General features: G+C 49.2%; 26 protein-coding genes and 1 tRNA gene. 2 read left to right on the top strand and 25 right to left on the bottom strand.

Annotated features, from left to right (window positions below; genetic code table 11):
* Nucleotides 1-154: 154 nt before the first annotated feature.
* Nucleotides 155-2137: a methyl-accepting chemotaxis protein gene (locus JYB63_RS21300; RefSeq protein WP_205659947.1), complete on the top strand. Its 1983-nt coding sequence runs from the start codon at nt 155-157 to the stop codon at nt 2135-2137.
* A gap of 71 nt (nt 2138-2208) precedes the next feature.
* Here JYB63_RS21300 and sbmA read toward each other — a convergent pair whose 3' ends face one another.
* The 7 genes from sbmA to JYB63_RS21265 all read right to left on the bottom strand — a co-directional run bounded on the left by sbmA (nt 2209) and on the right by JYB63_RS21265 (nt 8875).
* The gene (gene sbmA, locus JYB63_RS21295; protein WP_205659946.1) at nt 2209-3504 is read right to left on the bottom strand and encodes a peptide antibiotic transporter SbmA; all 1296 of its coding nucleotides are present in this window, start codon (nt 3502-3504) and stop codon (nt 2209-2211) included.
* 219 nt (nt 3505-3723) lie between these two features.
* Nucleotides 3724-4500, bottom strand: a complete 777-nt coding sequence (locus JYB63_RS21290) for a trypsin-like serine protease (protein WP_205659945.1) — start codon at nt 4498-4500, stop codon at nt 3724-3726.
* 40 nt (nt 4501-4540) lie between these two features.
* Nucleotides 4541-6331, bottom strand: a complete 1791-nt coding sequence (locus JYB63_RS21285; protein WP_205659944.1) for a nitrilase-related carbon-nitrogen hydrolase — start codon at nt 6329-6331, stop codon at nt 4541-4543.
* Between the two features lie 4 nt (nt 6332-6335).
* Nucleotides 6336-6692 (bottom strand): tetratricopeptide repeat protein, encoded by a 357-nt coding sequence (locus JYB63_RS21280; protein WP_205659943.1) that lies wholly within the window; start codon nt 6690-6692, stop codon nt 6336-6338.
* Between the two features lie 101 nt (nt 6693-6793).
* Nucleotides 6794-7114, bottom strand: a complete 321-nt coding sequence (locus JYB63_RS21275) for a DUF192 domain-containing protein (protein ID WP_205659942.1) — start codon at nt 7112-7114, stop codon at nt 6794-6796.
* A 5-nt stretch (nt 7115-7119) separates the two neighbouring features.
* Nucleotides 7120-8031 (bottom strand): type II secretion system F family protein, encoded by a 912-nt coding sequence (locus tag JYB63_RS21270; protein WP_205659941.1) that lies wholly within the window; start codon nt 8029-8031, stop codon nt 7120-7122.
* Nucleotides 8024-8875: a type II secretion system F family protein gene (locus JYB63_RS21265; protein WP_205659940.1), complete on the bottom strand. Its 852-nt coding sequence runs from the start codon at nt 8873-8875 to the stop codon at nt 8024-8026. Before JYB63_RS21265 ends, JYB63_RS21270 begins: the two co-directional genes overlap by 8 nt.
* Nucleotides 8876-8905: 30 nt before the next feature.
* Between JYB63_RS21265 and JYB63_RS21260 the strand changes: the two genes are divergently transcribed.
* Nucleotides 8906-9442 (top strand): SH3 domain-containing protein, encoded by a 537-nt coding sequence (locus tag JYB63_RS21260; protein WP_205659939.1) that lies wholly within the window; start codon nt 8906-8908, stop codon nt 9440-9442.
* On the opposite strand, the gene JYB63_RS21255 is transcribed toward JYB63_RS21260, so the two are convergent.
* The 18 genes from JYB63_RS21255 to JYB63_RS21170 all read right to left on the bottom strand — a co-directional run bounded on the left by JYB63_RS21255 (nt 9434) and on the right by JYB63_RS21170 (nt 26673).
* Nucleotides 9434-11239: an ankyrin repeat domain-containing protein gene (locus tag JYB63_RS21255; RefSeq protein WP_205659938.1), complete on the bottom strand. Its 1806-nt coding sequence runs from the start codon at nt 11237-11239 to the stop codon at nt 9434-9436. The genes JYB63_RS21260 and JYB63_RS21255 overlap by 9 nt on opposite strands.
* Nucleotides 11240-11267: 28 nt before the next feature.
* Nucleotides 11268-11756 (bottom strand): hypothetical protein, encoded by a 489-nt coding sequence (locus JYB63_RS21250; protein WP_205659937.1) that lies wholly within the window; start codon nt 11754-11756, stop codon nt 11268-11270.
* 163 nt (nt 11757-11919) lie between these two features.
* Nucleotides 11920-12438, bottom strand: a complete 519-nt coding sequence (locus JYB63_RS21245) for a hypothetical protein (RefSeq protein WP_205659936.1) — start codon at nt 12436-12438, stop codon at nt 11920-11922.
* 125 nt (nt 12439-12563) lie between these two features.
* Complete coding sequence (locus JYB63_RS21240) at nt 12564-13241, bottom strand: hypothetical protein (RefSeq protein WP_205659935.1); 678 nt, start codon at nt 13239-13241, stop codon at nt 12564-12566.
* A 112-nt stretch (nt 13242-13353) separates the two neighbouring features.
* Complete coding sequence (locus JYB63_RS21235) at nt 13354-13929, bottom strand: hypothetical protein (RefSeq protein WP_205659934.1); 576 nt, start codon at nt 13927-13929, stop codon at nt 13354-13356.
* Nucleotides 13930-13990: 61 nt separating this feature from the next.
* Entirely contained in the window at nt 13991-15358 is a 1368-nt protein-coding gene (locus tag JYB63_RS21230; RefSeq protein WP_205659933.1) for a DUF6630 family protein, read from the bottom strand.
* A 9-nt stretch (nt 15359-15367) separates the two neighbouring features.
* Complete coding sequence (locus JYB63_RS21225) at nt 15368-17740, bottom strand: polymorphic toxin-type HINT domain-containing protein (protein WP_205659932.1); 2373 nt, start codon at nt 17738-17740, stop codon at nt 15368-15370.
* A 42-nt stretch (nt 17741-17782) separates the two neighbouring features.
* Nucleotides 17783-19537: a TadA family conjugal transfer-associated ATPase gene (locus tag JYB63_RS21220; RefSeq protein ID WP_205659931.1), complete on the bottom strand. Its 1755-nt coding sequence runs from the start codon at nt 19535-19537 to the stop codon at nt 17783-17785.
* A gap of 4 nt (nt 19538-19541) precedes the next feature.
* Nucleotides 19542-20870, bottom strand: coding sequence for a secretin GspD/PilQ domain-containing protein (locus JYB63_RS21215; RefSeq protein WP_205659930.1), 1329 nt, complete (start codon nt 20868-20870; stop codon nt 19542-19544).
* Complete coding sequence (gene cpaB, locus JYB63_RS21210) at nt 20871-21635, bottom strand: Flp pilus assembly protein CpaB (RefSeq protein ID WP_205659929.1); 765 nt, start codon at nt 21633-21635, stop codon at nt 20871-20873.
* Between the two features lie 27 nt (nt 21636-21662).
* Nucleotides 21663-21821, bottom strand: coding sequence for a hypothetical protein (locus JYB63_RS21205; RefSeq protein WP_205659928.1), 159 nt, complete (start codon nt 21819-21821; stop codon nt 21663-21665).
* Complete coding sequence (locus JYB63_RS21200) at nt 21814-22467, bottom strand: hypothetical protein (RefSeq protein WP_205659927.1); 654 nt, start codon at nt 22465-22467, stop codon at nt 21814-21816. Before JYB63_RS21200 ends, JYB63_RS21205 begins: the two co-directional genes overlap by 8 nt.
* A complete protein-coding gene (locus tag JYB63_RS21195; RefSeq protein ID WP_205659926.1) occupies nt 22464-23288 on the bottom strand; it encodes a hypothetical protein in 825 nt (274 codons plus the stop codon). The genes JYB63_RS21200 and JYB63_RS21195 overlap by 4 nt, the downstream gene beginning before the upstream one ends.
* On the bottom strand, nt 23285-23935 hold the full coding sequence (locus JYB63_RS21190; protein WP_205659925.1) for a hypothetical protein: 651 nt from the start codon (nt 23933-23935) through the stop codon (nt 23285-23287). The genes JYB63_RS21195 and JYB63_RS21190 overlap by 4 nt, the downstream gene beginning before the upstream one ends.
* The gene (locus JYB63_RS21185) at nt 23929-25125 is read right to left on the bottom strand and encodes a hypothetical protein (RefSeq protein WP_205659924.1); all 1197 of its coding nucleotides are present in this window, start codon (nt 25123-25125) and stop codon (nt 23929-23931) included. Before JYB63_RS21185 ends, JYB63_RS21190 begins: the two co-directional genes overlap by 7 nt.
* 144 nt (nt 25126-25269) lie before the next feature.
* Nucleotides 25270-25545, bottom strand: a complete 276-nt coding sequence (locus JYB63_RS21180) for a Flp family type IVb pilin (protein ID WP_205659923.1) — start codon at nt 25543-25545, stop codon at nt 25270-25272.
* A 300-nt stretch (nt 25546-25845) separates the two neighbouring features.
* On the bottom strand, nt 25846-26139 hold the full coding sequence (locus JYB63_RS21175) for a trypsin-like serine peptidase (RefSeq protein ID WP_205659922.1): 294 nt from the start codon (nt 26137-26139) through the stop codon (nt 25846-25848).
* A 458-nt stretch (nt 26140-26597) separates the two neighbouring features.
* A tRNA-Lys gene (locus JYB63_RS21170) sits at nt 26598-26673 on the bottom strand.
* Nucleotides 26674-26692: the final 19 nt, after the last annotated feature.

Genomic DNA, 26692 nt, shown 5'->3' with positions numbered 1-26692 from the left:
ATAACCTTAACCGGCAATTGCCATCCATAAGTATATTCACCACTCTGAGGAAAAGCCTTATTCACTGTCATCGTTCCGTCATCTGCAGCGCATTTAATAGCGGCGATTTTTAAGGATGAAATTCGCACCCCAACTGCATCCGGAAACCGAGATAATGAAAATATCCACGATCAACCGCCTGACAACCACCGCCCTGCTGATCATCGTCAGCATACTGGCCGTCGCTATGTTCTGGTCACTGGCCAAACTGAATCAGAGTTTTAACGCTACCGGTCACTACACCGACCTGCAGCAACACATTACCCACACCATCAGCCGGCCGGTACTGAGCTACCTGAGACTGGCGGACACCACCCTGCTAAGTGAAATCGACACTAATATAACCGCACTGAATAGCAACACCTCGCCACTGCAGAACCTGCCCGATGAAGCCCGCCAACAGCTGCAGCTGCAACTGCAGGATCTTCAGTCAACTGCCCTGTTTGAACTACGTGAAGCCGGCAAGCTGAAAAACCCGCAGTCACTGCTGATCAACGCTGAAAATGAAATCCTGGCCAGCCTCAGCCAGCTGAATGACTACACGCTGCAGGCCAACCCACAGCAACAGACACTGGCCAGCCGCTACCGGCAACATATACAGCAACTGTCATTACAACTCCCCGAACTCAGCCACAGCCGTGAACGTTATTTCAGCAATAGCACCCGTGACCGCAGCAACATACAACAGGCCCTCAACCAGCTAAATCGGCAACAGGAAGCCTTACAGGCACTGCCCCGCCTGAACATATTTACCGAAACCGAAGAAGACGACCTGCAATCCCTGCTCGGCCTGGAGTCTGAGGATAACGAAACAGCCCGGGAAGAGCTTGGTAATATATATAATGAAGAACTGGCCAGCCTGTTACGCCGCTACCTGAAAGACCTCAGCAATATAGAAAACATTTACACAGCCAAGACCAGCGCCAGCAACAACAGCCTGCAACTGATAACAGCGCTGGAAACCACCCTGCAAAAACTCAAAAATACTGCAGATCAGCAATACCGGACCACCGAAAACAATGTATACATTCTGCTGATCAGCTGCCTCACCATGATCACTGTGGTTGCACTGCTGATGAGTGCAGTCAGCACACTGCTGAGTAACACCCTGCGTGCCACCAGCAAAAGCATCCAACAGCTGGCCTGTGGCAATCTGTCATCACAGACCACTGATAAAAGCCGCATCACCGAAATCAGCACACTTAATTCCGCCAGCCAGCAACTTAACAACTATCTGCAACAGCTGATCACCCAGCTGAACCGGCAAAGCAGCAGCCTGAATAAACTTGGCAGAGATCTCAGCAACAGCGCCTGCTCACTGGATGAAATCGTCGCCGCCCAGCAATCAGCTACCCAGATCATTGCTGACGAAATCAGCCGGCTCAGTGAATCCAATTCAGAAGTAGTCCGCAGCGCAACAGAAACATCAGACTCAACGCAACAGGCCATGGCACTCAGCCAGAACGGCGTCAACCAGATGGAACGCACCCGGGAAAGCATCCTCAGCCTGGTTACGGAAACTCAGACAACCCACAACACCTTTCAGGTACTTAAAGAAGACGGCAAAAATATCGGTAACGCATTAACGGTTATTCAGAAACTGGCTGATCAGACCAACCTGCTGGCACTAAATGCCGCGATTGAAGCCGCCAGAGCAGGCGAACAGGGGAGAGGATTCGCAGTGGTTGCCGACGAAGTCCGGGGGTTAGCCGGCAACACCACCACCGCCGCGGAGCAGATCAGCAGCATCATACTTAAACTCAATGCAGCTATTGATGAGTCATCCGGACGAATCGAACACCAGCAGGAACTGGTTCAGCAGAGCGTCGCACTGGCCGATGATGCAAAACAAAGCATCGACAACATCCGCAATGCAATCAATGATATTAACCAGATGAACAGCCTGATTACAGCCTCAGCAGAACAGCAGTCCGCCATGACCGACCAGATCGCCCTTGGCATTCGCACCACCGTAGAACAATCAGACCGGTCCGCCCGGGAGTCGGATAACAACCAGCGCTACGCCGGCAAAGTTGAAAGAATCAGCGAAAGTCTGTCAGGCCTGCTCGCCAACTTCACTGAAACCAAGCCACAATAACCTTTTTACAGATACAAAAAAGCCCCGCAGACTTATCGTCCCGGGGCTTTCTCATTTACTCAGAGAGCTGATTACTGCGCAGTTCCCGGCTCAGCCACTGCCTCACTGTCAATTTCAGGTAACGGCTGATGATGAATAACCGCTTCAAAAGAAGCCAGACGCTTATACACGGACAACAGCTCAACAATGGTTGTCCATGAATTCACCAGATACTGGAAAGAATTACTCACTTGACCAAAGGCGGTCAGGATCTGCTGTAACACACCAAAGGTGATCGCCCCTACCGCAATGGTCGGCACCAGCAATACAAATACAAAAATATTGTCCGCCTGCAGATACATCATCCGGGCAACATTGAAGTACATATAATGAAAGTAGAGACGGAAATAGTTTTTCCGCACATTACCAAACAGTTCCCGCAGGGTTACCGGCTCAGCACGGGCCTCATCATCCTCACCGTACACCAGCTCTTTACGGAAAGCCGCTTCCACCCGCTGATTTTTAAATTCCAGACCCGGCAGCTTGATACCCACCAGCGCCAGCAAACCGGTACCGAAAATCGCCCACACCAGCGCCGCATAGAACAGCGGATGAGGAATTGCACCGACAATCGGCAACTCAGATACATAACTGGATAACGACCAAAGCACCGGCAGGAAGGCAAACAGCGTCATCACAGAATCAATGATCGACACCCCCAGCCCCTCCATAATAGAAGCAAACCGCATGGTATCTTCCTGTATCCGCTGTGAGGCACCCTCAATATGCCGTACCTGCTCCCACTTAGCGGTGTAGTAATCATTCATGGCCGTACGCCAGCGGAAAATAAAGTGACTGACAAAGAAACGCGTCACCACAAAGACAAAGATCGCCAGAAAGGCTATCTCAGAAAAGATCACAATCAGATCAAACAGCTCAGACGAAACAGACGATACCTTCTCATCCGTTACCGCCGCCGCGGCCGCGTCTCCACCCTCAGGATCAATAGGCTTCAGCGCCGTCTGAACTAAATCGAAAAACGGCCGACGCCAGTTATTAATCGCCACCGACACCTGAACAGAAAAATAGGTAGAAAACAAAATCGCAGAAGAGCCGACAATCGACCACCACTGCCACTTATGATTGGCATACTTAAACCAGAAAAGCGAAAACAGCCCCGTACAAAGGAAGTAGTAACCATAGAACAGCAGAAATGAATCCGTAACGAAATGCCCCAAACCGATAACCGGCTGTTCGTCTGTTATATCCAGACCGACAAGCGCCGCCATCTCATCATTAAAGCCGTACCATATCCCGCAACTCAGGCCCGAAAACAACACCACCGATAAAAAGAACATTCTCGGGTTGGGGAAAAAAGAATTAAACATACAAATATTCCTATCAGACGAGTCTCTGTAAGACGGGCAGCCCGATTAAAAGTTCACGCTACCTTCGCACACCGGTCACCACACAGCCTAACAGAGAACCGTAACCTGAGCATGCTCTAAACCAATAAATAGTATTTTGCTTTCCAACACTTACCCTCGAAAAAGGGTAACGAAGCCTCTTTATGCAGCACAGCTAAAACCCACCATGCTAAAGCTCAGTTACCACTTCCAGGGCACAATTTGCGGCCTGAAATTTTCCACAGTCACCGCCAAACTTTCATCGGTATCCAAACGCCCGCTATGCAAGCCTACCAGATACCAGCCATCTTTCTCTTCAGACAACACCGGCCCGCCTGAATCACCACCGGTGGTACGGCAATTACTCTGCAGTAAACGCTTACTTTCATGCAAAGCCTTAACCGTACAACCTGTCTGAACCGTTAACACAAATGCCCGGTCTCCCCGGTAACCCGCCTGTACCAGCAGCTTACCCTGAAACATTCCATTTCCATCCAGTAACGGCAGATAACCCAACTCTTTTCCCAGCGGACGGTTGAGCTTCAGCAACGCCCAGTCACGCTTCACCTTATTCATTTCATTGTGCTTTGAAAATGTGTAACCCGGGGCGATCTGCATTGAGACACCTTTGGCAATCCCCTGAAAAGACTCCTTTTCAACACCCGCCACAAAGGTCAGATACTTCGCCGGATACCAGCGCCCCACCCGCTGATTCCACAAACAGTGCGCCGCGGTGAGCACAACATCCTCCGCCACCAGCGTCGCCGTACAGTGTCCATACCCCGCGAGATTGATCCGCCCAATTGCCCGCCAGGGAAACTGTTGGCTCGACACCCATTTACGTTCTTGCGGATAATTCTTATGTAAGACTGAAGTCGCACTTCTATCATTGCTCTCCTGAGCAAGAACATTACCTGCCAACAACATTCCGGTAATCAGCAAAAACAGTAACCGCTGCACAGTCTTATAAAAAAACACTAACACCCTTCACCTTTTAAGCGACATATAAAACCAACCGTTAAAACCTCAAACGAAACCATGCAGGTTTGCCTGTCGCAATATCCGTTAGTTTCTCAGCCTGCAATTTCACTACACGGCCATCTTTATACACCAGAAAAACACCATTCTCGTAATCCAGCAGCAGATACTGGCCATAAATCGTGTCTACAGCGGCAAAAGTCCATTTTTTTAGCAACTGTTCTGCATCAGATAAATCACCATCGAAGGCAGCAAAACGTGAACGGATAATATTCTGATCAGCAGCCGCAGCTACCCCTGTCTGTCTGACAATAAAATCATATGCAGACACACCTTTGCCGTGCTGAGCTCGCACCATATCATCAGGTTGCTCACCCAACTGACTGATCAGACTGAAAGACACCAAACCGGATAACCCGGCAATGACAACAACATTCACAACAACACTTCCTGAACGCTCTGTAGCCTCGCCAACCGGATACTGACGAAACCTGTAAAGGAAACATCCCACCGAGAACAACACAACCAACAGACTGATTACAAAAACCTGCCGGTAATAATCTGCAAAAAACGACCGCTGAGAAGTAACAATATCTCCCCTGACAATACCGGCCTCCTGCTCAGGCAACTTTTGCTGTACCTCCCCCCGATGATTAATAATGGCCGTGGGGCCGGAATTTGCGACTCGCAACAAGGGCAAGCCCAGTTCAGCAGCTCTGAGCTGCTCCATACGCAGATGATATTCAGGTAACAGACTTCCTGTCAGCAAACGGTCATTAACCGTCACAATTAGCATATCGACGGTACGTGCCCTTTCCCTGAGCAAATTGACAAAAAAAGACTCTGAACAAACAAAGGTAGCAGCAGAAACCCCCTTAATGCTTACTGCAGACTGATACGTCCCTGCCTGCAAATAACTTTCAAAGGCCGGCACGGGATACTCCTTATCATTGCTGATAAATGTATCAACCACCCGATCCCTGAATACATTACTGCTGATCACATTGCCCTGTTCATTGAGAAGATACTGATGAGACAACACATAAGGCGCATCTACCCGGGAGATAATTGCATCAGAAAGAGACGTAAAGTCACCACTGAAACCAGGTAAAACAGACTCAGGAAAAACCACCAGATCCAGATCATCACTGCTGGTCAATTGCTGTTGTAATGAGTTTAGCTGCGAAAGCCACACTTCCAGATTTCCGGGGACACCCGGGAAGTTAATCACATCACTGGTCAGGCTAGTCTGTAATAAAGCAACCTTAACAGACGTTTGTGAATGCTCCGTCTCTGACCCGGAGACAAGCCATAGCACACTGAAACCGCTCACCAACACTGTTTTCCAGATCCATCCCCACAACAGTAAGGCCAGCGTAAGCAGCCAGTACAGCGCAGTCTGCCATTCATTCCCCAGATAAGGGCTTATCAAACCGTTGAACGGGCTGTTCACCCAGGCCGCCCCTAAACTGAACGGAAATCCTGTTGCGCCTAATGCAAACTCTGCAACAGCAAACACCATTGCAGCGTTGAGTACACCCCAAACACTGCCACACTTCACAAACCAGGCACTGCAAAAGCCGATAACCCCAAAATAGAGAGCTAACACAAAAATCAGAGCAAGGTAGATAGGTAACGAAAGGTCACCAACCCCATAGAAGACGACACAGCCAATCAGCCCGCCGATGCTCAGCGAGCCCAGCCCGGCAGCAAACCGGCTGCAATACACACATAACCCCCCCCAGGCCAGATAACCGATAACAGCCCCCGGCCAGAGATTAAACAACGGTGTCGTCAGTAAAAAACCCGCCGTACTAACAGCAGTCAGCACATAACTACTGAGCAAACGACTGCAGATCATCAAGGATTTTTTCTAACTCAGGATCACGTTTTTTAGGCGGGGTCGATTGCAAGTACTTATCCAGATACAGCGTCCCCTTACCCAGATTCAGTAACGCAAGGTTAAACAAGGCCTTACGGTGTCGGCGGTCAATAATGATGACCCGCTCGAAACTTCTTTCAGCTTCTGCCAGTTTATCCAGCCGATACGCCGACACGCCCAGCCTGAACCAGGTCTCTGCCGACTCAGGCTGCTGTTCCGCCAACGCCAGATAGCTGCTGTAGCTGGCACTCCACTGCTTCTGAGAATATAACTGCGCAGCAGAAACCTTTAATGCCTCGGTGTCAGCCACGGGTGCAGCCACTGTGGGCTGATTGGCCACAGTACTACAACCCGCTAACCAAAAACTGAACAGCAAAACACACAACAACTGTTTATTCATACGGCTCTTATTCATACAAATGTTAAATTCCCTTCATTAAAATCCAGACAACACCCTTTAATCAGGCTGTGTTTCCTAAAAGTAAACGCCCGCCCCTCAAGGGTTATTTTTGTACCCCTTGGGCAAAGCAATATCCGCCATGGCACCACATTTTCATGTACCGCCAAGACTTCTCCGTCTTTATTCAGAAACGCCACATCAATGGCCATACGCATAAAAAATGTATGAATACTGCCACCGGGCCGGAACAGCATTACCTCATTGTCACCAACGGAGAAATACATGGCTCCCAGCAGCCTGCGCATGAACGTTTCCATCCGAATAATACGCATACGCTCTAGAACCCCTTACCAATCAGGCCTGAATCCATAAACTGCACAACAATCGGGATCGCGATCACAATAAACGTCAGGGGAAACAGCAAGCCAACCAGAGGCAGCAGCATTTTAACCGGCGCTTCATTGGCCAACTTTTCAGCCTTCAGAAAGCGCTCTTTACGCCGCTGCTTTGACTGGTTTTGTAACACGCTGGTGATACTCGCACCGCTTTCCTCCGCCTGAATAATCGAGGCGACAAAGTTAGTGACGGATGCCAGCCCCACTCTCTTTGCCAGTTGTTCCAGCGCCTGTTGCTTTTCCACGCCGGTACGTATATCACGCTGATAACGTGCCAGCTCTGCCTTCAATGGGCCATCAGTCATTTTGTTGGTACTTTGCTGAATTGCTCCGGTAAAAGGCAAACCTGCCCGCATGATCAGCACCAGCAAATCCAGAAAAAAAGGAAACTGTTTTTCGATCATGTGTTTACGATATTTAATTTTATCGTTCAGCCAGATATCAGGGTAGAAATACCCAATCACAACCAAACCAAACACAATCGAAAACGAAGCAGGCTTAAGGCCCAAACCTAACAGCCAGACGACATAAGCACTGAATAATGCAAAGCCCAGAACAGAAAGGCGCTTGAGCACCACAAACTCCTCCGGGCTTATCACGTAAGACAACCCGGAAATCTGCAGTTTGCCCGCCAGCTCGTTGTATCTCGGTTTCGACATACCCGCATACACCTGGCTGGAATACAGCCGCAATACCGGCCGTAACAGCTTAATTAAACCACCGGTGCTATCACGCCAGCTATCATTCTGCTCTTCTCCCGCCCGCTGACTCAGCGCCCAGGGAATTGCCACCAGCATAGCGATACTGCAACCGACAAACAGCAGTACTAACAACAATATAAATTCACTAGACATCGATATTCACTATTTTCAGAATCATCCAGACTGCCAGAGCCATCATGGCAACCATTACACCCATCACTACCCAGCCCCATACTTCGGTATACAACACAGACATTTTGTCCGGCTGAAGCGAAAACATAACCGCCCCGACACCCACCGGTAACAGACTGATTACCCAGCCCTGCATCCGCCCCATGGCCGTTAATGCATTAATCTTGCCTTCCACCTGCGCCTTCTCGCGTAAAGTGTCCGATAACGATTCAAGGGTATCCGCCAGGTTGCCACCAACGCCCCGGGCAATGACGATTGCGGTCGTCAGCAGCTCCAGCTCCTGACAGTCCAGCCGCTTCTGCATGTCTTTAAGTGACTGTTCCAACTCCCGGCCAATCCGGTTTTCTGCTACCACCAGTGCAAACTCCTGAGACAATGGCTCCGGCTGCCGCTGAGCCAGCATCTCAATGCCTTTCGATAAGCTGCCACCGGCGCGCATTGCTGCCGCCAGAGACGACAAGGCATCAGGTAACTGATAGACGAACATCTTTAAACGGCGCTTTCGTAAAATCAGCTGATACACCCAGGGCGCACTCAACCCAAGCACCAGCCCGACAACCGCGCCTACCGGCCCAATCAACAACGCAAAGAATACCGTCGCAAACAAAGTTCCCAGCAAAGACACCGCCAGCAAGAACTTCGGCGAGGCATGTACAAAGCTTCGTTTAAGGTTATCCTCAACGTTGCTTAGCACCCGGCTTTCATATACTTTGAACAGCGTTGTTCCATAGATATGCGTTAACCGGAAAGCCGCCAGACCGGTAATAAAAGCGGCTGCGACAATCACTGCCATATAGATACTCAAGAAAACCTCCATTTACACTTGCCGACTGAAATGCATATAAAACACATTCCGTTCATTGCCCTGCTAATCAGCTTCGCCTCAGCAGTTTCCGGTGCCGACTACTATGTCATCACCAATGTACTTAATGTTCGTAACGCACCGACGGTTCAGTCAGACGTTACCGGCAAACTCCGTTTCGGCGAAAAAGTCACCGCCTTCGAAACCACCGGTGAGTGGGTTAAAATCCACTCCGATAAAGCCGCCTGGGTATCCGGAAATTATCTTTCCGAACAGCCCCCGACTCCGGAACAAACCGACCGGTTCCGGCTCAGCATGCTAACCCCGCTGTTGCAGCACTCAGACAACTACAACCAGCATAAAGCACTGTTCGAAGCCAAAAGCCTGCTGCTGAACAAACAGGGCACCTGCCTGATCAGCGATTTCAGCCGTATGAAAGGCTGGTGGCTCAATGAAGCCAGCGGCGGTAATGAATACTTCATCTACTGCCAGCACAATGACAAGCGGCAAAAAATCATCCTGAATATCACCACTGAGCAACTGCACACCGAAACGCTGCCCTCAGAGTAAATCTTTAATGCTCTGCCGGGTGGTGTAATCCGCAGCCACTTTGCCGAAGCTGTCCTCTGCTTCAGGGTCAGCGCCATAATCCAGCAACAGGCTGATAACTCCGTAATTTCCCCTGGAAACGTGATACGCCAGCAAGGTGCGGGTATCACTGACCGCCTCCACATCAGCTCCGGCATCCAGCAACGCCTGAACCACTGCCGGTTTATCAGACACAAATAACAAATCATTCAGTGTCTGCACGGGTATATCTTCAGTGCGCAGGCGATAAACCTGCTCGTGATCACCGTATTTAACCGCCTCTTCCAACACTGAAAACTCTTTCATAAAGTCTTCAAGCGTCATCAGCTCGCCTAGCAGCCCTTCCAGTTTTTGCCGGGCGCTGCTTCCTTCAGCATCTGCAACTTCCGGATCAGCACCTGCCTGTAACAACACGTATGCCAGGTAGAAGTCACCCGTCATCGCGGCCATATTCAGAGCAGTCAGACCTCGCACGCCTTTCGCGTCAATATCCACTTCGCCGGCCAGATAGCGGACCAGTTCAGCATTTTTCCCCATGACCGAGGTATGCAGCACATTGGAGCCATGTGGAAAGGTAGCCTGCATATCCGCACCGGCAGCACGGAAATGATCAAAAGCGGCCTGGTCACCCACTGCGGCCGCCAGCAACAACGGTGATCCGCCTTCAGCACGCATATTCACATCATATCCATCAGCTACATAGCGGCGTACGGTCTCCAGATCACCATTTCTCAGCACCCGCAGATAATCTTCTTCGCTGCCATAGACATAACCAAAATCCTCGGCGGTACGCTGTAACTGATCATTCACAGCAAAAAGATCGCAGGTTGCTTTCAGCTGCCGTTTCCCGGCAACACGGTTACAGGCACTTAATGCATAATGCTCGGCAGCAGCACGGCTGATAGCCTTATCTTCAGAAGCACAAACCGCTTTCTTACCTTCCACGGCATAGGCAAATACCTTATGCCCGGGTTTCTCCAGATACCTGAGGAACTTACGATTACATGAACCCTCAAGCATATACGCCGCCGTTTGCTGTAACTCCAGCAGCCCGACATCCGTCAGCAATGATTCTGCCGGCGGGGTAAAATCAACACCGTAATCAGCCACACTCAGCTGCAGCTGATTACCCGCCAGCAAAACCTGACAAGCTGCATCCGGTTGTTTCGATGCTTTCATCCCCTGCCGTGCCTCTTCACAGGCGGCTAATGCCTTTACACCACTCTGAGCGTTATTCCGAGTCCCCGCCCCCACACCACAGGCATAACGCCCCAGCGGGTCCACACTGTAAGCGAATGCTTTTAACCCATTGCCCTGCAAATACCCTTTTAGTTGCTGTTTGCAGTCACCCAGCAAGAAGCTTTCCACCTGATCCAGAACCTGCTGTTTTTCACTGCGGCTAAGCACACTGCCGGACACTTCAACCAGCGGTGTTAACAGCGATTCATCAGCCACCCACTCGCCATTCAGACCAATGACCTGACAATCAACCTCCAGCCCTGCTTCGTTACACTCCTGTACAGCCTTCTGCATAGCAATTTCATCACTGTTTACCCGATGGGCCCAACCACAGGCAGAACGGTCTGTTTCAGGGTTATACCCATAGGCAAACGCCCGGGTATAACGGGAAGTAGACATCGACATAGCAAGTGTTCTTAAACGCAGATAGCAAGGTTCTGAGGGATGAATAAACCCGCTGGCTTTATCCAGAACTGCATCATCAAATGCATGGGACATGCCGCTCAGCAGAAAGCTGAGCAGAAAAAATATGGCTTTCATGATTAACGCTCCCTGTCACCTGACCTGCTCAAAGTTCACGGACGCTGCCGACTATCGCTTCAAGCTTCTCTTCCACCTGTTTTATCTGGCCGACACCGGTTACCGCAAAAAACGTTAACGGATAACCGCTGGGCAAAATGCCCATAAAGGCTTTGGCACTCCAGCTCTGGCCTTCAGCACGAAGTGTCAGGGTTTTACTGTACCCTTCAATGTTGCCGTAACGGGCTTTCTTTAGCTGTTTAACCGACTTCACCTTACGCAAACCCAACCCTTCAATGTAAGTGTTCAGGGTACTCAGAGCCACTTCACCCAGCTCAGCTTCGGTAACCGTAAAATCCGGCACCCGGATAATTTCAATGGTCATTAACGGGTAATATTCCGCCGGCGTGGTCAGCATCACTGCCGCTGTATTCTTCCGCGGTTCAACCATCACATCCCAGGCCGGTTTTGCCGGTACCGTTAACGCAATGCCCCCTTCAGGCACTTCCCGTTCAGCGGCATAAACCTGACTCACCATACCCAACAAACACGTCAATAGAGTTATATATACGTGTAAAACTTTTCTCATTTGGCTAAACAACGGCTCAACAAATAACAATGTAGCTAAACCCTGACCTATATTTATCCATACATACATTTCAAAATCCTTTTAAAAAATACAGGAAGTTAAATACAAAAAATTATTTTTTAACGCGTAAAGGATCGTAATCCATAAAATAATCTTCCATATCAGAAAAACTACGAAGTGGATACATCTCTCCGCCTCTAAAGCAGGTTTCATAGAGGCTATAATCACCTCCATAACCTCCATCAAGATGCTGATACATAGACCCCAAGATGTTTTTTTGACAAGCACGTATTAATGTTAACAAATCACTTTCATTAACATTCGAAGCCACTAAAGATTCAACAGATGAGCGTAACTTCTGCCATTCATCTTCACTTTCATCATAAAATGATAAAGCCATTTTGTTCCTGTCGACACCATTTCCCTGCAACATATTAAGTGTATTCGACAACCAACCTGAACTATCTTCTAAATCGACAACATCATTCCATGATGCTTTCATGAAACATGACATCTCAAAAATAGGGGTATAACTATTCTTATCTTCTGCAACGTCTTCAATAATGTTGTTTGATATTCCTAGTCCCTTCAGATGTCGGCAATACTCTTCTATATATTCTTCCCTGCTCATCACACACCTTTTTTAAACTAACTTAGAGCTACTAAATACATCTTCCGATTAAATAAAACCCCATATCACCAAAGGATCTTTATTAATAAATCACATCATTAATAATCATTATTAACATAAAATAATCATATAATTTTAATATGCCGGATAATCTTATCAATCATGGGTTTTATATGAGTTAGTTGCCCTTCACCGGTCATGGTGAGCACCGTGACAGGGTGGCCTGAGGGCATACGCCCAAAAAAACTGTGTAGCTGATACCCTTTTTCTTCAGAAACCACGCTCAGTTGCTCTTCGTATCCTTCCAGAGAACCATAGGATACCGCCCGTAAACCTGGCTCAGAATCCCCTTTCACACCCAGTTTCTCCCGCACGCTATTCAATGTTCCCACAGCAACTTGCAGTAACGGCTCATCCTCAGGAATCAGCCAGCGCGGGTGATAAGTAATTTCAATCGCGGTTGGCGGGTAATAATTGACCGGGGTACTCATAATCACCGCCACTGCATCACTGCGCGGTGATGTTCCCATTATCCACTCAGGCTGCGCGGGCACATAAAGCTGAATCCCCGCCGCCGGAACCGGCGTCAGAAGAACCGGAGATTCTACACGCTCTTCAGCCTGCACACCGGCAGCCAACCCCAGCAAGAACAGCACGACTGTTGCCGTGAGTGGTAAGGGCCGCAGGCTACGCCGTAACGCCAATTTAACTTTAAATCGATGTACTACCAGCAATACCAGATAGACAATGAAAAAACTCAAAAACAGCCGACCAGCTAACATACCGGCGATATAGGCATCCATACTTACTCCGCTAAACCCAAAAACACTTCATTCTGAACCTGTTTTTATGCTGCAGTTTTCGCAGCATCATCCCTTTCTTTCCGTCACTAAAAGCCAAACAAACTGAACACACTCAGTCATCCAGATAGCTTAAGTTGTCCCAGCTACGTTCTATCTGATATTTCAAATGTGGCAACTTTCCGGCAACTGTATATACCTGCATGACCACCCAGGGTTTGCCCAGCTCACGCCCGACAAAAAAACGGACATCTACCGGCTGCTGTTCATCAAAGCCACCAAACTCAGCCATCCAGCCCGACAAATTGCCGTAGTCAGCCGCTTGCAAATCTATGTCTTCCGGGTGTAGCGATGAACGATAATTTTGTAACGCCTGCTGTAAAACACCCTGCAAAAACAGCTGCTCTTTACCGCCGGTTTCTTTGAAAGGCATCACTGCCCAGCTCATACGAGCCGGCGGATAATAGTCATCAGGTGCCCATGCCGTAAATACCTGTACGCCTCTGTGCTCAGTCAGTTCCTTTGGCCAGCGGGGTACTGCTTCGGTCCAAATCTTAAGGCCTAACGGCCCCACCGAATTAATAACCATCGGACGGACATCCGTGCCAGCCATACTGCCTGCAGACAAAACAACCAAGCCGATACAGCAAGCAGACTGCAACAACATTTTCACTGTTTTATAAATTTGCATAGTCGTCATCCTTTCCGATATTTTCCCTGGCTATATGTAGTGACAGCACAACACTCCGGTACTAAATATTCACTTTCAAAAAACCAATATTCAGTGCACCAAAAGTAGCCATCACATTTTGTTCCTCTGTCTCTGGCGCGATAAATCCCTGATAGCTGTCGTTATCACTGGCCACTGCGATAAAACACCAGTTACGCTGACGCAGCCAGCTGTCGAAGTGCTTGAATACCTCAACCACTGTAGTGCAGTTTTCTGCGGCAATATCGTACTCTCCCGCATCCGGCAAGACGGCTGTTTTTGCTAACCGGACAGCAAACTCACGGGCACTGTCTGAATCTTTCCAGTCCACCTGCAGTGCACTGCTACGACGGTAAGTGTCATACAGGCCCATCTCGCTTTCCGCTTCTGACAGGCTGTAAAAAAAGTCTTCCGGACATTGCAGGGCCAGCTCTTCAGCATCTTCTGACTTCAGCCATTGAACCAGACAGTTCCATAAACGATCCTGTAATGCCGGTGGCAGAACCGCGGTAACTGTATTAAAAACATCTGTCCATGGCTGCAGTTTTTTCACGGCCTTTTGCCGCTTAGGAGCTTTTTCCGGTGCCGCCGGCAGGGCATCTGCTGGGCCATCAATGGGGGGCAGTACCACAGGTGCACCACGATATTTACCCCAAGCCCGCATCAGGTCGGTGGGGTAATATTCATGATCAATGAAGCTGCTGTCATCCACATTCAGCAGCGCCACTAAAGTGGCCAGCGGATAGCACCAGTAACCAGGCCAATTATCCCGTAAGTGACTTTCATCTAGATGCACCGTGACCTGTTTTTCAATGTCGGCACCCCATTTATCCAATGCTTTTTTCACCAACGTCGGACGTTTTTCCGGAGGAGCTTCAATGATCGCTGCCCAGCGTTTTCTATCTGGCCCCGTATAATGCTCAGCTAAAGCCCGCTGAGGAATCAACGTTTGAAGCAACCTATCTTGAAATCGAGTTTTTCCTTCAACACAAGCAGGTAATTGCGCAACAAACTGCTGTAAAACTGTTCTATCAACCTGCAGCACTATTGCTAACGGAAAAAATGGACTGTTAATACAGGGATATAATAACCGGCCCACCACCACGCTATCGAAAGCAAATTCTTCTGCAACATTTGCGACACGCTCTGCACTAACCAATACCTGTTCATGTAAAGGTTGCATTGCAGACAACTCATCTCCTCTCAGATAGTGAAATGTAATCAGATCAGCAGCAGCAGCCAAGCTGCTTGCATACTTTCCAGTCACAGCCCTGGGATTGTCTACAGCATGCCGTTCATATATCTCCTGCATATAAGCTTCATCCATAATCCTTGCATATATATTTTCAATGTCAGCAAGAGTTTTCGTTAGGTCAGCTTCCTGCTTAAATTTATTGGCACGTAAAAGCATCAGTTACTCCTAAAACTCATATTCATTGCCAGCCCGGTCCACCGATACATCCGTTGTCGAGCCAGGTTTATCTTTTATCTCGAAAAACCGAGTTTCGCCCTTGGCATTAACTGCAGCATACAGACGTACCACACTGCCATCATTTTCCTCTAAACCATTCACTATATTATCTATATCATCATTATCTAAACCGGCTTTTTGTAACCGAGAAGGCTCTCCTTCAAGCAACCAATCTTTACTCATCTGTTTACCGTCATTAGTCTTGGCAAGCCCTCCGGTTTTCTGGGTTTCTTTGGAGCCGGAGGTTTTTGTCTCAATAATCACGTAGACGTCGTTACCGTCGGCGTCAGTCTTTTTAAACACACTGTCAATGCCGGTTTGGCCAACATGCTTTGCCCACTGACCATCTAACTCTGCTTTTGTACCTAACTGTGTGTGATCCACATAATTATCGCCCAACTGTTGATAGCCTTTTACGGTGAGAATTTTATTAACCTTCGCTTCACCAATCATGCCCTTCGCAGTTGAGGCTGCAATATCACTGATTTTCAGATTATCCAGATCATTAACCGGCACTGGGTTGCAGTCCGCCGGACCGGCATTATGTACCCACAGCCCTTCGTTGCCGACAAAGTAATTCGGGGTTTGCGAAACACTGAAGTTATATACCTGCAGGGGCTGGTCAATCCGGTTGACGGCATAGATATTGGCATCACCATCAATGGTTGCAACCACGTCGCCGGGTTCGACCTTACTGACAGGCGTCCAGCCCTTGCCCTGAATCCAGATCGGGTGTTCAGCAGTAATCTTTATCCGGTCGCCTTCGGTCAGTAACAGGTAATGATGATCAGCAACTCTGCTAAAAACCTGCTTTACCGCCTGTGACTGCTGGGGATAAGTACCTTTATCGAGACGGGATTCAACCAACTGGCCAACCCTGATATTCTCAATTGGCTGTTGCCCGGACGGTGTCCAGACCTGTGTACCTGCGGCAAAGCTCGACCTTGGAAAACTAATCGGACAACCAAGGTCCTCAGCGACTTCATCCTTGGCTTTTTTAATGTCCTCCGGGCCTTTAAAGTTATCAAGTTTACTGAGCTTAGCGGCAATCTTAAGCATAAATACCGGGCTGATATATTCACCCACAATGCGACCACGGTCATAAGCACCACATTTAAGCACTGTATTGAAGTCATCCAGTACACCATCAAAGACCAGCTTAGCGGTGGCTTCCGGGTCTTCAACAAAGGATTTCCCCAGGTAATACAGACCTTTAGCGAACTCCAGTGGATCAGTAATGATGCTGTAAATATCAGCAATCTGCGTTTTAATACCTTCCCAGAAACCGCGAACAAAATCATAAGCTGCAACAGCCAGGTCTTTCAGATCGTTCCAGAGACTACCAAAAAATCCACTTTCCTCATCTTCTGACGGCGGTTGCTCTTCTACCTCTGTGCACAACTCAGGCTCCGTAGGTGGTGGAGGAGGATCTACAACACTCGACTCTCCGGAACCAGTTTCCGGTGCAAAATTATTGCTCTGGTCAATATTATCCGTCGTGAGTGTCGAGCCCGGGTTAGTCGTTGGTGCACTGACACCAACCCAGTTGTATTCACTGCCTCCTTTAAAGCCTTCTGAAGGTGATGTATCCAGTACTGAAGTGGTGTTGCCTGCAAGCTGTTCTTTCGGACCGCCTTTCTGGCGCGTCAGCCCCTGCAGTTCGGCCAGCGACACCATAGAGTCATTCAGAATGGCCTCGCTGTGCATACGGGTTACGCTGCTGCTGACAACCGGCAGCATACCCCGGGCGTAAAGCTGGCGTTCAAAGTTGTTAGCCGCCAGATAACGGCCACCAAAAGCGGTAATCAGGTCACCGACAATGGGCATCCGCATAGGAATACCCACCGTGACTTCAACCTTTAGCAGGTTGGCATCCTGAATATTGATGCCACTGCTGGCACCGGGGGTAGTACTCAGGCGGTGCAGGCCATCATTGGGTAAGTAGCGCCCACCATTTTTATTAACACCAAAATCGCTGAAAGCTTCCTGGGTGGGGTTAAGAATGCGTACCTGTGTGTTCTGGGCAACGGCGGCGGTCGCCCGGTTAAGGCTCTGGGTCAGATTCGCGCCGGAATAATACGGCGCCATCCCTTTAACCAATCCCCGCTGTAAGGCACTGACTTTTGCCGAATCAAAAGACGCCTCTCTGGCCGCCACACTGACAGCATAATCAGTGGCAGTTTTTGCTTCATAGACACGGGCCCATTCAACCCCGCCCATCATCAGTAATGAAACAACCGGCAGAGCAATCAGGGATTCAACCGCCATTGCTCCCCGTTGCCGGAAAGCAGTGGCCAGAGTTCGGCAGATTTTTTTAAACATCGGTTTGCGCATCCATGAGCAAATAAAGGTATATATCTGTAATTAAATGGCGGCTTCGCTGAACATTGTCCGGTCGAGGTCGATACCGGAGTCTCTCAGTTCGTCATAAAACCGCGGGGCAATTCCCATACTTTGATGGTGCCCCTGAATAGAGCCGTCAGTGAGAATGCCGGTTTGCTTAAATTCAAAAATCTTCTGCATCAGCACCACATCCCCTTCCAGTCCGTCGACTTCCACAATGGCTGTGACCCGTCTTTTGCCATCTGCAAAACGGCTCTGATGCACAATGATGTCTACCGCAGAGGCAACCTGTTCGCGGATAACCTTAACCGGCATATCCATACCGGCCATCAGTACCATTACTTCCAGTCGGGAAAGCAAATCACGGGGGGAGTTAGCGTGGGCGGTTGTCAGGGAGCCATCATGCCCCGTATTCATTGCCTGCAGCATGTCCAGCGCTTCACTGCCCCGGCACTCGCCGACGACGATACGGTCAGGGCGCATACGCAGGGCGTTTTTAACCAGATCCCGAATACTCACTTCCCCCTGATGCTCAACATTGGGTGGCCGGCTTTCCAGTGAGATAACGTGGTCCTGTGCCAGCTGCAGTTCAGCGGCATCTTCAATGGTGACGATCCGCTCGCTGTCAGGAATACAGTCCGACAGGGCGTTCAAAAAGGTGGTTTTACCTGAGCCGGTACCACCAGCGACGACAATGTTCTTACGGTGCTGAACGCAAATTTCCAGAAATGCAGCCATGTCGCTGCTCAGCGAGTTGTAGTCCACCAATCGCTGTAAATTAAAACGTTGCTTAGAGAACTTACGGATAGTGATGACCGGGCCGATCAGCGACAACGGCGGTATAATGGCGTTCACCCGCGAGCCATCCGGCAAACGTGCATCCACCATGGGGGAGCCTTCGTCTATACGGCGACCCAGGGGCGCAACAATACGTTCTATCACACTGATCAGTGAAGCATTTCCGGTAAAGCAGGCGGTGGATTTTTGCAGCTGACCAAACCGCTCGATGTATACTTTATCCGGACCGTTGACCATAATTTCGGTCACACTTTCATCTTCCAGCAGCGGTTCCAGCAACCCCAGGCCAATTGATTCAGCCACGGTTTCTTTCAGTAACAACGCCTGATCAGCGTCTTCAGGCAACTGAATTTCACCGGCTCTGATAATTTGCCGTGCCATCCGGCTGGCTTCTTCGCGCAGTTCAGCATCAGAGTAGTTATCCACCAGAGAACGCTGGTACAGATCCAGCTTTTCCATGATTTTTTGCTGTAACTGTTTTTTCAGCTCTGTCCAGATATGCGGGGCAACGGCTGTCTGGGAATCAAGGCGGGCAAGTTCAGGCACAGCAGCCACTGGCTTAGGCTGCTGTGGCTGTGCCGCTGTTTCAGCCACTGCCTGAACAGGTGCATTCGCTTCACGTGGCGTTTGAATTAAAGGCTTGGAAGCAACGGTTTTAACCGGGGCCACTGACGGATTTATTCCTGCAGCCGGTGTATCAATAATTTTGATTTCACTCTTACCCAAACGCAGCAAGGTTTGCGGCGAAGGATTAATTAACCGTTGCTGTAACTCTCCCGCCACACTGAAGTCCGCGCCCTTGAGTGCGGTGATGACCACTTCTTCAGTCATCACTTCAATGCTCAGGTGTAGCTTCTCCAGCGCTTTGTCTTTGACCCGTACATCAGCAAACAGAGAACGCCCCAGCGTATGTTTGCCCAGATCAAGTTCGCGGTTAATACAGCGGCCATCCGCTTCCTGTAATTCAATCTGTAGCATCCGACTAGTCCATTAAGTCAAATTTTCTGAAAGCTTCGCTCTCAGTGGATAAACGGTTGAACTTGCTCTCGCTGGCGGTAACGGTGTCATCATCCCCTCTGATAATGGTCGGGGTCACCAGCACAACCAGTTCCGTTTCTTTGTTCCTGAATTCGCGGGATTTGAATAGCTCACCCAGAATCGGTAAGTCTCCGAGGCCCGGTACTTTATCCACAATTTTTGCATCTTCCTGGCTGAACAGGCCGGCAATCACCATGGTTTCACCGTCGTAAACGTTCATCTCTGTTGCCGCTGTACGCTTCAACAACCCGGGGACACCCAATACCGTAACCGACTGGTCGATAGAGCTGACACCCACATCTACCCGGGTCTGGATATAACCGCTGTCATCCACCAGCGGTGATACTTCCAGATTGATGCCGTACTCACGAAAGCTGACGTTTGTCACACCGTTATCACTGGTTACCGGAATCGGGAATTCACCACCGGCCAGAAACTTTGCCTGCCCGCCACTGATGCTTGAGAGCGTCGGTTCAGCCAGTAAACGCGCGTCGCCGTTGTTATCGAGAATATCGATAACCGAAGTCAGCGATGTGGAAAGCCCAAAGTAGCTGTTACCGGAGCCAACATTCAGCGGCAGCCCTGTTGCGCCGGGCGCCAGTGCAGCACCGGCTGGCAGGCCCGTTCCCCGGAATACTCCGTTTGCCTGATAGTCCCCCAGAAATGAGAAGGTAGGTCCGTTAATCAGATCAGACCAGTTAATGCCTATTTTCTGTAACGCATTTCGGTTTACTTCAATAAAACGGGCATGGATCAGTACGGTTTTCTGGTGTTCGAATAACGGCGCGCTTACCAGCGAAAGTACGTTATCGTAACTTTCAGCGATCTTTTCAGCCTGCGCTAAATCCTGCTGTTTCTTGGCTTCACCGCGAAGAATGAAACTGTTATTCACTTTTTCCAGGGTGATTCCCGGCATGTTTTCCACCAGCCGCTCAAGCTCCCCCTGCTCCGGCCCCTGCACTGCACCGTGCACCTGAACCACATATATTTTCGGTGGATTATTACGGCTCCAGATACGTAAATCGGTTACGCCCTGCTGCTTGGCTATCAGCAATACTTCCTGTGTATCCTTGAGCACTTTCACCTGAGCAATTTCACCGTTCCCCAGTGCAACTCTGCTTACACCTTTGGTTTTCAGGAGTAGGGTTTGCCCCACGGTAATACTGTGTAACTCCGGTTTATCAGCCTGCACAGCGGCCTGCACCTGAGCGGCAATAACAACACAGGACAACAGTGCTGCCATCAGCACTTTGAATGATTTAAAAACTGACACTTAATTGCCCCCGATAATGATTTCTACAGGCCGGTACTGGCGGGTTGCTTTCTTACGGGTACCAAGCAAATCTTTCACTTGCACCAAGCCGTCATAAGCCTCACCCGGCTCTTCAATGCCCCGCAAGACAAAGGAAATTTCCCCGATACGCTGTGCATGGGTTACTTTGGCGGCATTTTCAGGATTAAGCTCCAGGGTAACCGTGCTGTACTGCACAACTTCCCCGGTCAGGTTTTCAGCAGTCGCCACCCCGGTGGCAATAACACGGATATTGGATAACAGCGGCAATGTTGTCAGTTCATCATTCTTTTTGGTGGTCAGCAGTAAGTCCACTTCATCATTGGGAGATAACATACCCGCCGCTGAGTTAATCTTATCCACACTGACCGTTACCGCCCGAGTACCACTCTCAATCAGAGCAGCAAACTTACCGCCTTTGCGGTTTGAGATATGTGTAAACAGAATGGTCTCGCCGGCCTTCACGCCATAAGACAGGGCAAAGCCACTGACAGAACCAAACTGATCTTTACCGATTGAATCCGAATGCACAAAACCGGAGGGCACTTTCCGCAAAGCCACCGAAGCAGAACTGATGACATCCCCTGGCTTCAGGTCATATTTAGCCACGACAACTTCAACCAGCTTATATTCCTGATCAATCGCCGCTTCTTTTCGGGCAATCTCAGTGTCGATATAGGTATACGTCAGGTAGACGGCAATAGCTCCTGACAGCAAAGCACCGCCTAGCATGATGAACGTTAGCATTTTACCTTTCATCTGGAATCTCGCGGTTTAATTAGGGACTGACAAAGTATTGGAGTACTGATCATGATGATCAGTCAGGTTATCTACCACGGCAGGCAAAACACCAAAAAATATCCCCGAAAATGCGGCGGCAATCACAATATATTCCACGAGTGAACTTCCTTTATTCCTGACTTTATTATTCACGGCCAAATTCCTTGTTCAGCAAAATGAGTGTGCCGGGATGGTCTTCTCTTTTTTGTAAAAACATCAGCATCGACTGACTGTTTTTGCGGAAATACACCCGGTTTTCTGCCGGCTGATTAACAACCTGCCAGCCGGTTTCTTCGAAATATGTAATGAGATTGTCCCGCGTGACCGGCATATGCTTTCCCGACATGAGAATATTCATTTCCCGCTGTGAACCCGGATCGTTATAAACCTGCTCTGAGACTTTCACGATGCCGAAAGGGTATTGATCCTGTTCCAGATAGCTTTCGTCACCTTCCAGAGCAGAAATGCTCAGAGTGCCCTGTACCCCTTTAAGGTCTGCAGCCAACTGCGCCACATAAAATGCCTCATTGCCTTTAACCGCTACCTGGGTCCAGCCATCACGTTCGGAAACAACAACCGGATTTCCGAATTGCTGTAAGTACCCCTTGAACACAGCAGTCTGTTCCTGCAGGCTACTCCGTACATGGAACCCCCGCATGTTGAACGCGAAGCCGTTAAACACCATGTCTTCGCTGATCCAGTAACCTTTAATGCCGGTGGGTAAATCAGGCTGAGGTAAGCCCGCACGGGCCCCGGAAACCATCATCAGGCAAACCAGAAAAAACGTAAGATGCTTCATGGCACGTACTCATCCAGCACGACGGAAGAATCAGGTACAAAGTCCGTATTACCTGCATAACGTCCTTCCTGAAACGGAAAAAACTGGCCAATTAAATCACTGCCGGGCTTAGCAATCAGGGACATTTCAGATTCCACCCCCAACCCTTTTACCCGGTCGGAAAAGTCTGCTTCTGAGTAAGCAGACCATGAGTCAGTCAGCAGCCCGGAAGTTGCCGTTAAATTAAGTTGTTCAGGTAACTCAAATGCCTGGGGTGAGAAAAAACTGGCCAGCCCGGATGTTTTATTATCTTTAGGATCCCGCACCCGGTTAGTGATCGGCATACTGACCCGATAAGCGGTAATCGGTGACAGATCAACACCCAGTGACTTACCAGAATCTATCCCCAATACGCTTACGCCATTGCCTGCCCCATTTCGAACCAACACATTATGTGTAGCGCCCCCGGCATCAGATCTGGCGACATTCACCCGGATTGTCGAGCCATCGCTCACCATCAGGGTACGGCTGCGGTAATCTCTCCAGAGTGCTTCTTCTGTAACGCCCTGCGCATCAATCAATCCTTTATCCACAACAGCCGACCGCCGGTGCCCCATAAAGCGATCGGTGGTTTCCAGCGCAATATCAGTTTCATTTTTTTGACGGCTGTCTGCCCAGATAACCTTTTCCCAGGCAACATACCGGGCAGCCTCAACGGTTTTATGCTGCATATCCGCATATTTACCCAGCAGAGTAATGCCTAAAAAAACCGGGATAGCTGCCAGACAGCCGACAACCAGCTCAAGCGTTGCTGCACCTTTTTGCCTTTGTGGATAATTCATTCCCAGACAACCCCTTCCGGCACAGCCACCTCATCTTCCTTAAGGCATTTATGTTCAACACTGTCAGCAACTTTAGAGAGATATACCCGGCCATCTTTCAACAGCATATGCTTCGCATAGAGAGTCGTATGGCGACCGTATAACCATACCTGACAAAAATCACTTTGAATTTGCCCTCCAGCCAGCTGTAATGACTGCCAGTCACAATCAAGCCCGGCAAACGCTTTACGCTCCTCTGGCGGATTCAGCCATTTTGCAGGTATCTCAGACCCCGGATTCGTTCCTCTGCGAACAGCTGCATAGTTTCTCAGCGGTTCCTGTGTATAAATCCCTTTGTCAGGTATCCATTTAGTCTGCAGATACTTCTGCTTAACACCTACAATCGAACCTGTTGCTATGTCTGCTTTTGGCTGAATTTCAAATCCGGTAATAACCGTTTTATGGACTTTTTGAGTTGCATAAACGGTTATCTCTCCATCTACTCCCAAAACAGGAAAGGCGGGAGTTCCTCCCCAGAAATTTTTATAATTAATCACGTAGCCGGGGGCGTATCCCACAGGACAAGTTAATGTATCTGTTATGCCTGCCAGCACCTGACCGATGAAACCCATCGTCAGAAAGGCCTGCACAAAAATATGTTTCACCATGGGCTCACCAATTTGACCTTCCAGAAAGGATTCAACAAATTTGCATGTTCGGTGGCATGGCCACTGAAACCGGATGAAGGCTTTTCAAAATACACCCGGGCACGGCCAAAACCGGAGATACTGGTATCGTTAGCCCCCAGGCTCATTCTGCGGTTTGGTACGGTTAAACGGTCTGATTTAGTCGTCAGGGTAACCAGATCCATATACAGGGCACCGGACTCCGTTTGCCAGGCAGCGCCGTTAAACTGGCTGTAGCCATGGACGCCCTGATAGCTTCCGTCAAACTCACCGGTGCTGGCACTGCCTTCACCGATGGTGTCCCAGACCCATTTCCAGCGGCCTTTTCTGAACCGGTACTGGCCGAACTCCATAGAGTCTTCAGCCCTCCAGGAACTCAGATCACTGCCTTCGGTATGAGTCGTGGATGCGTCTTTACGCAATTTAAAGAAGAAGAAAAATCGCCGGGACCATTCACGGTTAGTGAGCCAGTTTTCAGCGCCTGCATAGCTCATACTCACCAGAGTGTGCATCTTGCCGCTGTCTTTACCGGGATCCATCACCGTTGCAGCTCCCGCCAGTGCAGCCCCCTGTGACAACAATGCCGCCTGTACCAGAGGAACAAAATCAGACCCCGCCCCCCGAAGGCTGTCAGGCTCATTCACATCCAGTTGCGGATCATAAGTACGCACGACATCCGCCATCACCTGATTCACCACTCCGGGCCTTAAATCAGTTACCGCCGCCAGTTGCGAGGCATAAATCAGCCGGTTTAGCTCATCCACTCCGGGAACTGTGAAGTTTGCAGTAAACTCAGTCACACCCTTATATTCAGTTACCGCTCTATCTATTGCTTCAGTCACTTGCCCCACATACGGAATAAAGCGGGTAATTTTATGAATTTCTGCCACAGTATCAGCCACATAACGAATCCAGCTGACGTAGGTAATCAAATGTCCGACGGCCACATGATTAGCCACCATAGCCCGGTTGGTATAAGCGAGGTAATTAAGATTTCGGGAGACCCAGACCCCTGCACTGTAGGCACCTGCATCGGCCGCATTGGTCGCAATGCTTTTATCCACCGTCTTCTGGCCGGTGTTAAACATCACTACCATCAGCACACTGGAAACCGTTAATACGAACAGTATTAACGGCAGAATTTGTCCGGCATTTTTCTTTGATACACGCACTGCAACACCTGCCGTGAATCGATGATTCAAGCCATTCATAATCAAAAACAATAATCAGTTTTTTAAGCCGACTACCCAGGCGGACTATTCAACCGCTGCAAAGATCAGTAAAAACGCAGTTAAATTGCGACTCAGCAACCAATATCAGTTCTGAGCGTTGTAGGTAGAGAGAGTATCCTGAACGTTACCGCGGTTTGTAGCAGTAGTCGCATTCTGACCAGCCTGCTGGATATTGGCACTGCCATCTCCACCAGCCATTTCTTCAGCCATAGCCGCTGTCTGGTTACCGATAACGTCACCAAAAGAGGCAAACACCCCAATGGCAGCAACAGCAATCAGCGCAGTGATAATGATATATTCAGACATACCCTGACCCTTCTGGCGAGACAGGGGAGAAGAAGAGAACTTAGAAAGTTTCATCAGACTTTTCCTTTTGAGCAACAACAAATCCATATGTACAGCAGCACGTAAAAATCGTTTCAAACGAACGCCGTATCAATTCTGCGGACAAAACTACCGTTTTTTTTTCAAAAATCAACAAAAAATCATATTTTTTGTTTTTTGCAACCTAAAACACAAAAACAAAACCCAACTTGGGTAGTATTTATATTGCTTAAGAAATCCCCCTTCAAGTCTCCCTCACATATATTCCACAGGTACAAATCAGCTATCCAAAACTCGACCAAGCCATTGATGTAAAAGGCGTAATTGAAATCAGGGTCAGAACTCAGACCAGAGCCCCGAATAGACGCGCGCAGCAACTGCAAAACTGGCAGATTTCCCCGCCCTGACACTGTGCAGCCTCAGCACATACCACTGGCCATCACGCTTCAACAACAAAGGCCCGCCGGAATCCCCATATCCGCTCTGGCAATTACTTCTGAGCAAACGTTTACGGTCATAGATTCCGGTAATAAAGCACCCATGCTGAACAGTAAGCACCTCCTGCCGGTCATAGCGGTAACCGGCATGCACCACCGGCATCCCCACGGATGCCCGTTGACCGGTAGCCAACGGCACATACCCCAACACCTCACCAAGCGACCTGTCGAGCCTGAGCAGCGCCCAGCCAGATTGATCCTGCCAATTGCCCGCCAGGGAAAATCGCCCCCAGGCACAGCAATTCTTTGTGGATAAGTGTACTGCTGATCAGAAGGTACAGCAGAATCAGATACCGGGTCAGCACATGCCCCGGCAATATAGAACCAGACAACCAGAACAGCCGCCCGGACAATGTACGAACCCCCTTTCCGCTCACCCCCGATTCAACAGTGTGAACCATAACAGTCAAGCGTATTAAATTACCCCTGCCGCCGTTATCCACAGCGGGTTTTCACAGCATAGCAAAGCGCCGCAAATATCATGCAGACAAAAGTTCATAGGCACGAAGACAGCGCGAAGCAACAGAAAAACTGCAACAAAGAAAAAATATAAACAAAAGAATAAAGAAAAAGAAAAAAGGGAAATAGAAGTGGTGGGTTGTATAGGATTCGAACCTATGACCAATTGGTTAAAAGCCAACTGCTCTACCAACTGAGCTAACAACCCACGCTTTACTTCTCCCCAT

This window comes from Aliamphritea spongicola (assembly GCF_017051665.1).
In the GTDB taxonomy this organism is placed as follows: Bacteria; Pseudomonadota; Gammaproteobacteria; order Pseudomonadales; family Balneatricaceae; genus Amphritea; species Amphritea spongicola.
Note: the sequence above shows the minus strand (reverse complement) of the source record. Positions and strands in the feature narration are given on the sequence as shown.

What these genes read in the sequence shown, in the direction of transcription:
- JYB63_RS21300 (WP_205659947.1), top strand. Translation starts at nt 155, where the DNA reads ATGAAAATATCCACGATCAACCGCCTGACAACCACCGCCCTGCTGATC.
- sbmA (WP_205659946.1), bottom strand. Translation starts at nt 3,504, where the DNA reads ATGTTTAATTCTTTTTTCCCCAACCCGAGAATGTTCTTTTTATCGGTG.
- JYB63_RS21275 (WP_205659942.1), bottom strand. Translation starts at nt 7,114, where the DNA reads ATGCGTATTATTCGGATGGAAACGTTCATGCGCAGGCTGCTGGGAGCC.
- JYB63_RS21270 (WP_205659941.1), bottom strand. Translation starts at nt 8,031, where the DNA reads ATGTCTAGTGAATTTATATTGTTGTTAGTACTGCTGTTTGTCGGTTGC.
- JYB63_RS21260 (WP_205659939.1), top strand. Translation starts at nt 8,906, where the DNA reads ATGCATATAAAACACATTCCGTTCATTGCCCTGCTAATCAGCTTCGCC.
- JYB63_RS21255 (WP_205659938.1), bottom strand. Translation starts at nt 11,239, where the DNA reads ATGAAAGCCATATTTTTTCTGCTCAGCTTTCTGCTGAGCGGCATGTCC.
- JYB63_RS21250 (WP_205659937.1), bottom strand. Translation starts at nt 11,756, where the DNA reads ATGGTGAGTCAGGTTTATGCCGCTGAACGGGAAGTGCCTGAAGGGGGC.
- JYB63_RS21245 (WP_205659936.1), bottom strand. Translation starts at nt 12,438, where the DNA reads ATGAGCAGGGAAGAATATATAGAAGAGTATTGCCGACATCTGAAGGGA.
- JYB63_RS21240 (WP_205659935.1), bottom strand. Translation starts at nt 13,241, where the DNA reads ATGGATGCCTATATCGCCGGTATGTTAGCTGGTCGGCTGTTTTTGAGT.
- JYB63_RS21235 (WP_205659934.1), bottom strand. Translation starts at nt 13,929, where the DNA reads ATGCAAATTTATAAAACAGTGAAAATGTTGTTGCAGTCTGCTTGCTGT.
- JYB63_RS21230 (WP_205659933.1), bottom strand. Translation starts at nt 15,358, where the DNA reads ATGCTTTTACGTGCCAATAAATTTAAGCAGGAAGCTGACCTAACGAAA.
- JYB63_RS21225 (WP_205659932.1), bottom strand. Translation starts at nt 17,740, where the DNA reads ATGTTTAAAAAAATCTGCCGAACTCTGGCCACTGCTTTCCGGCAACGG.
- JYB63_RS21220 (WP_205659931.1), bottom strand. Translation starts at nt 19,537, where the DNA reads ATGCTACAGATTGAATTACAGGAAGCGGATGGCCGCTGTATTAACCGC.
- cpaB (WP_205659929.1), bottom strand. Translation starts at nt 21,635, where the DNA reads ATGCTAACGTTCATCATGCTAGGCGGTGCTTTGCTGTCAGGAGCTATT.
- JYB63_RS21200 (WP_205659927.1), bottom strand. Translation starts at nt 22,467, where the DNA reads ATGAAGCATCTTACGTTTTTTCTGGTTTGCCTGATGATGGTTTCCGGG.
- JYB63_RS21195 (WP_205659926.1), bottom strand. Translation starts at nt 23,288, where the DNA reads ATGAATTATCCACAAAGGCAAAAAGGTGCAGCAACGCTTGAGCTGGTT.
- JYB63_RS21190 (WP_205659925.1), bottom strand. Translation starts at nt 23,935, where the DNA reads ATGGTGAAACATATTTTTGTGCAGGCCTTTCTGACGATGGGTTTCATC.
- JYB63_RS21180 (WP_205659923.1), bottom strand. Translation starts at nt 25,545, where the DNA reads ATGAAACTTTCTAAGTTCTCTTCTTCTCCCCTGTCTCGCCAGAAGGGT.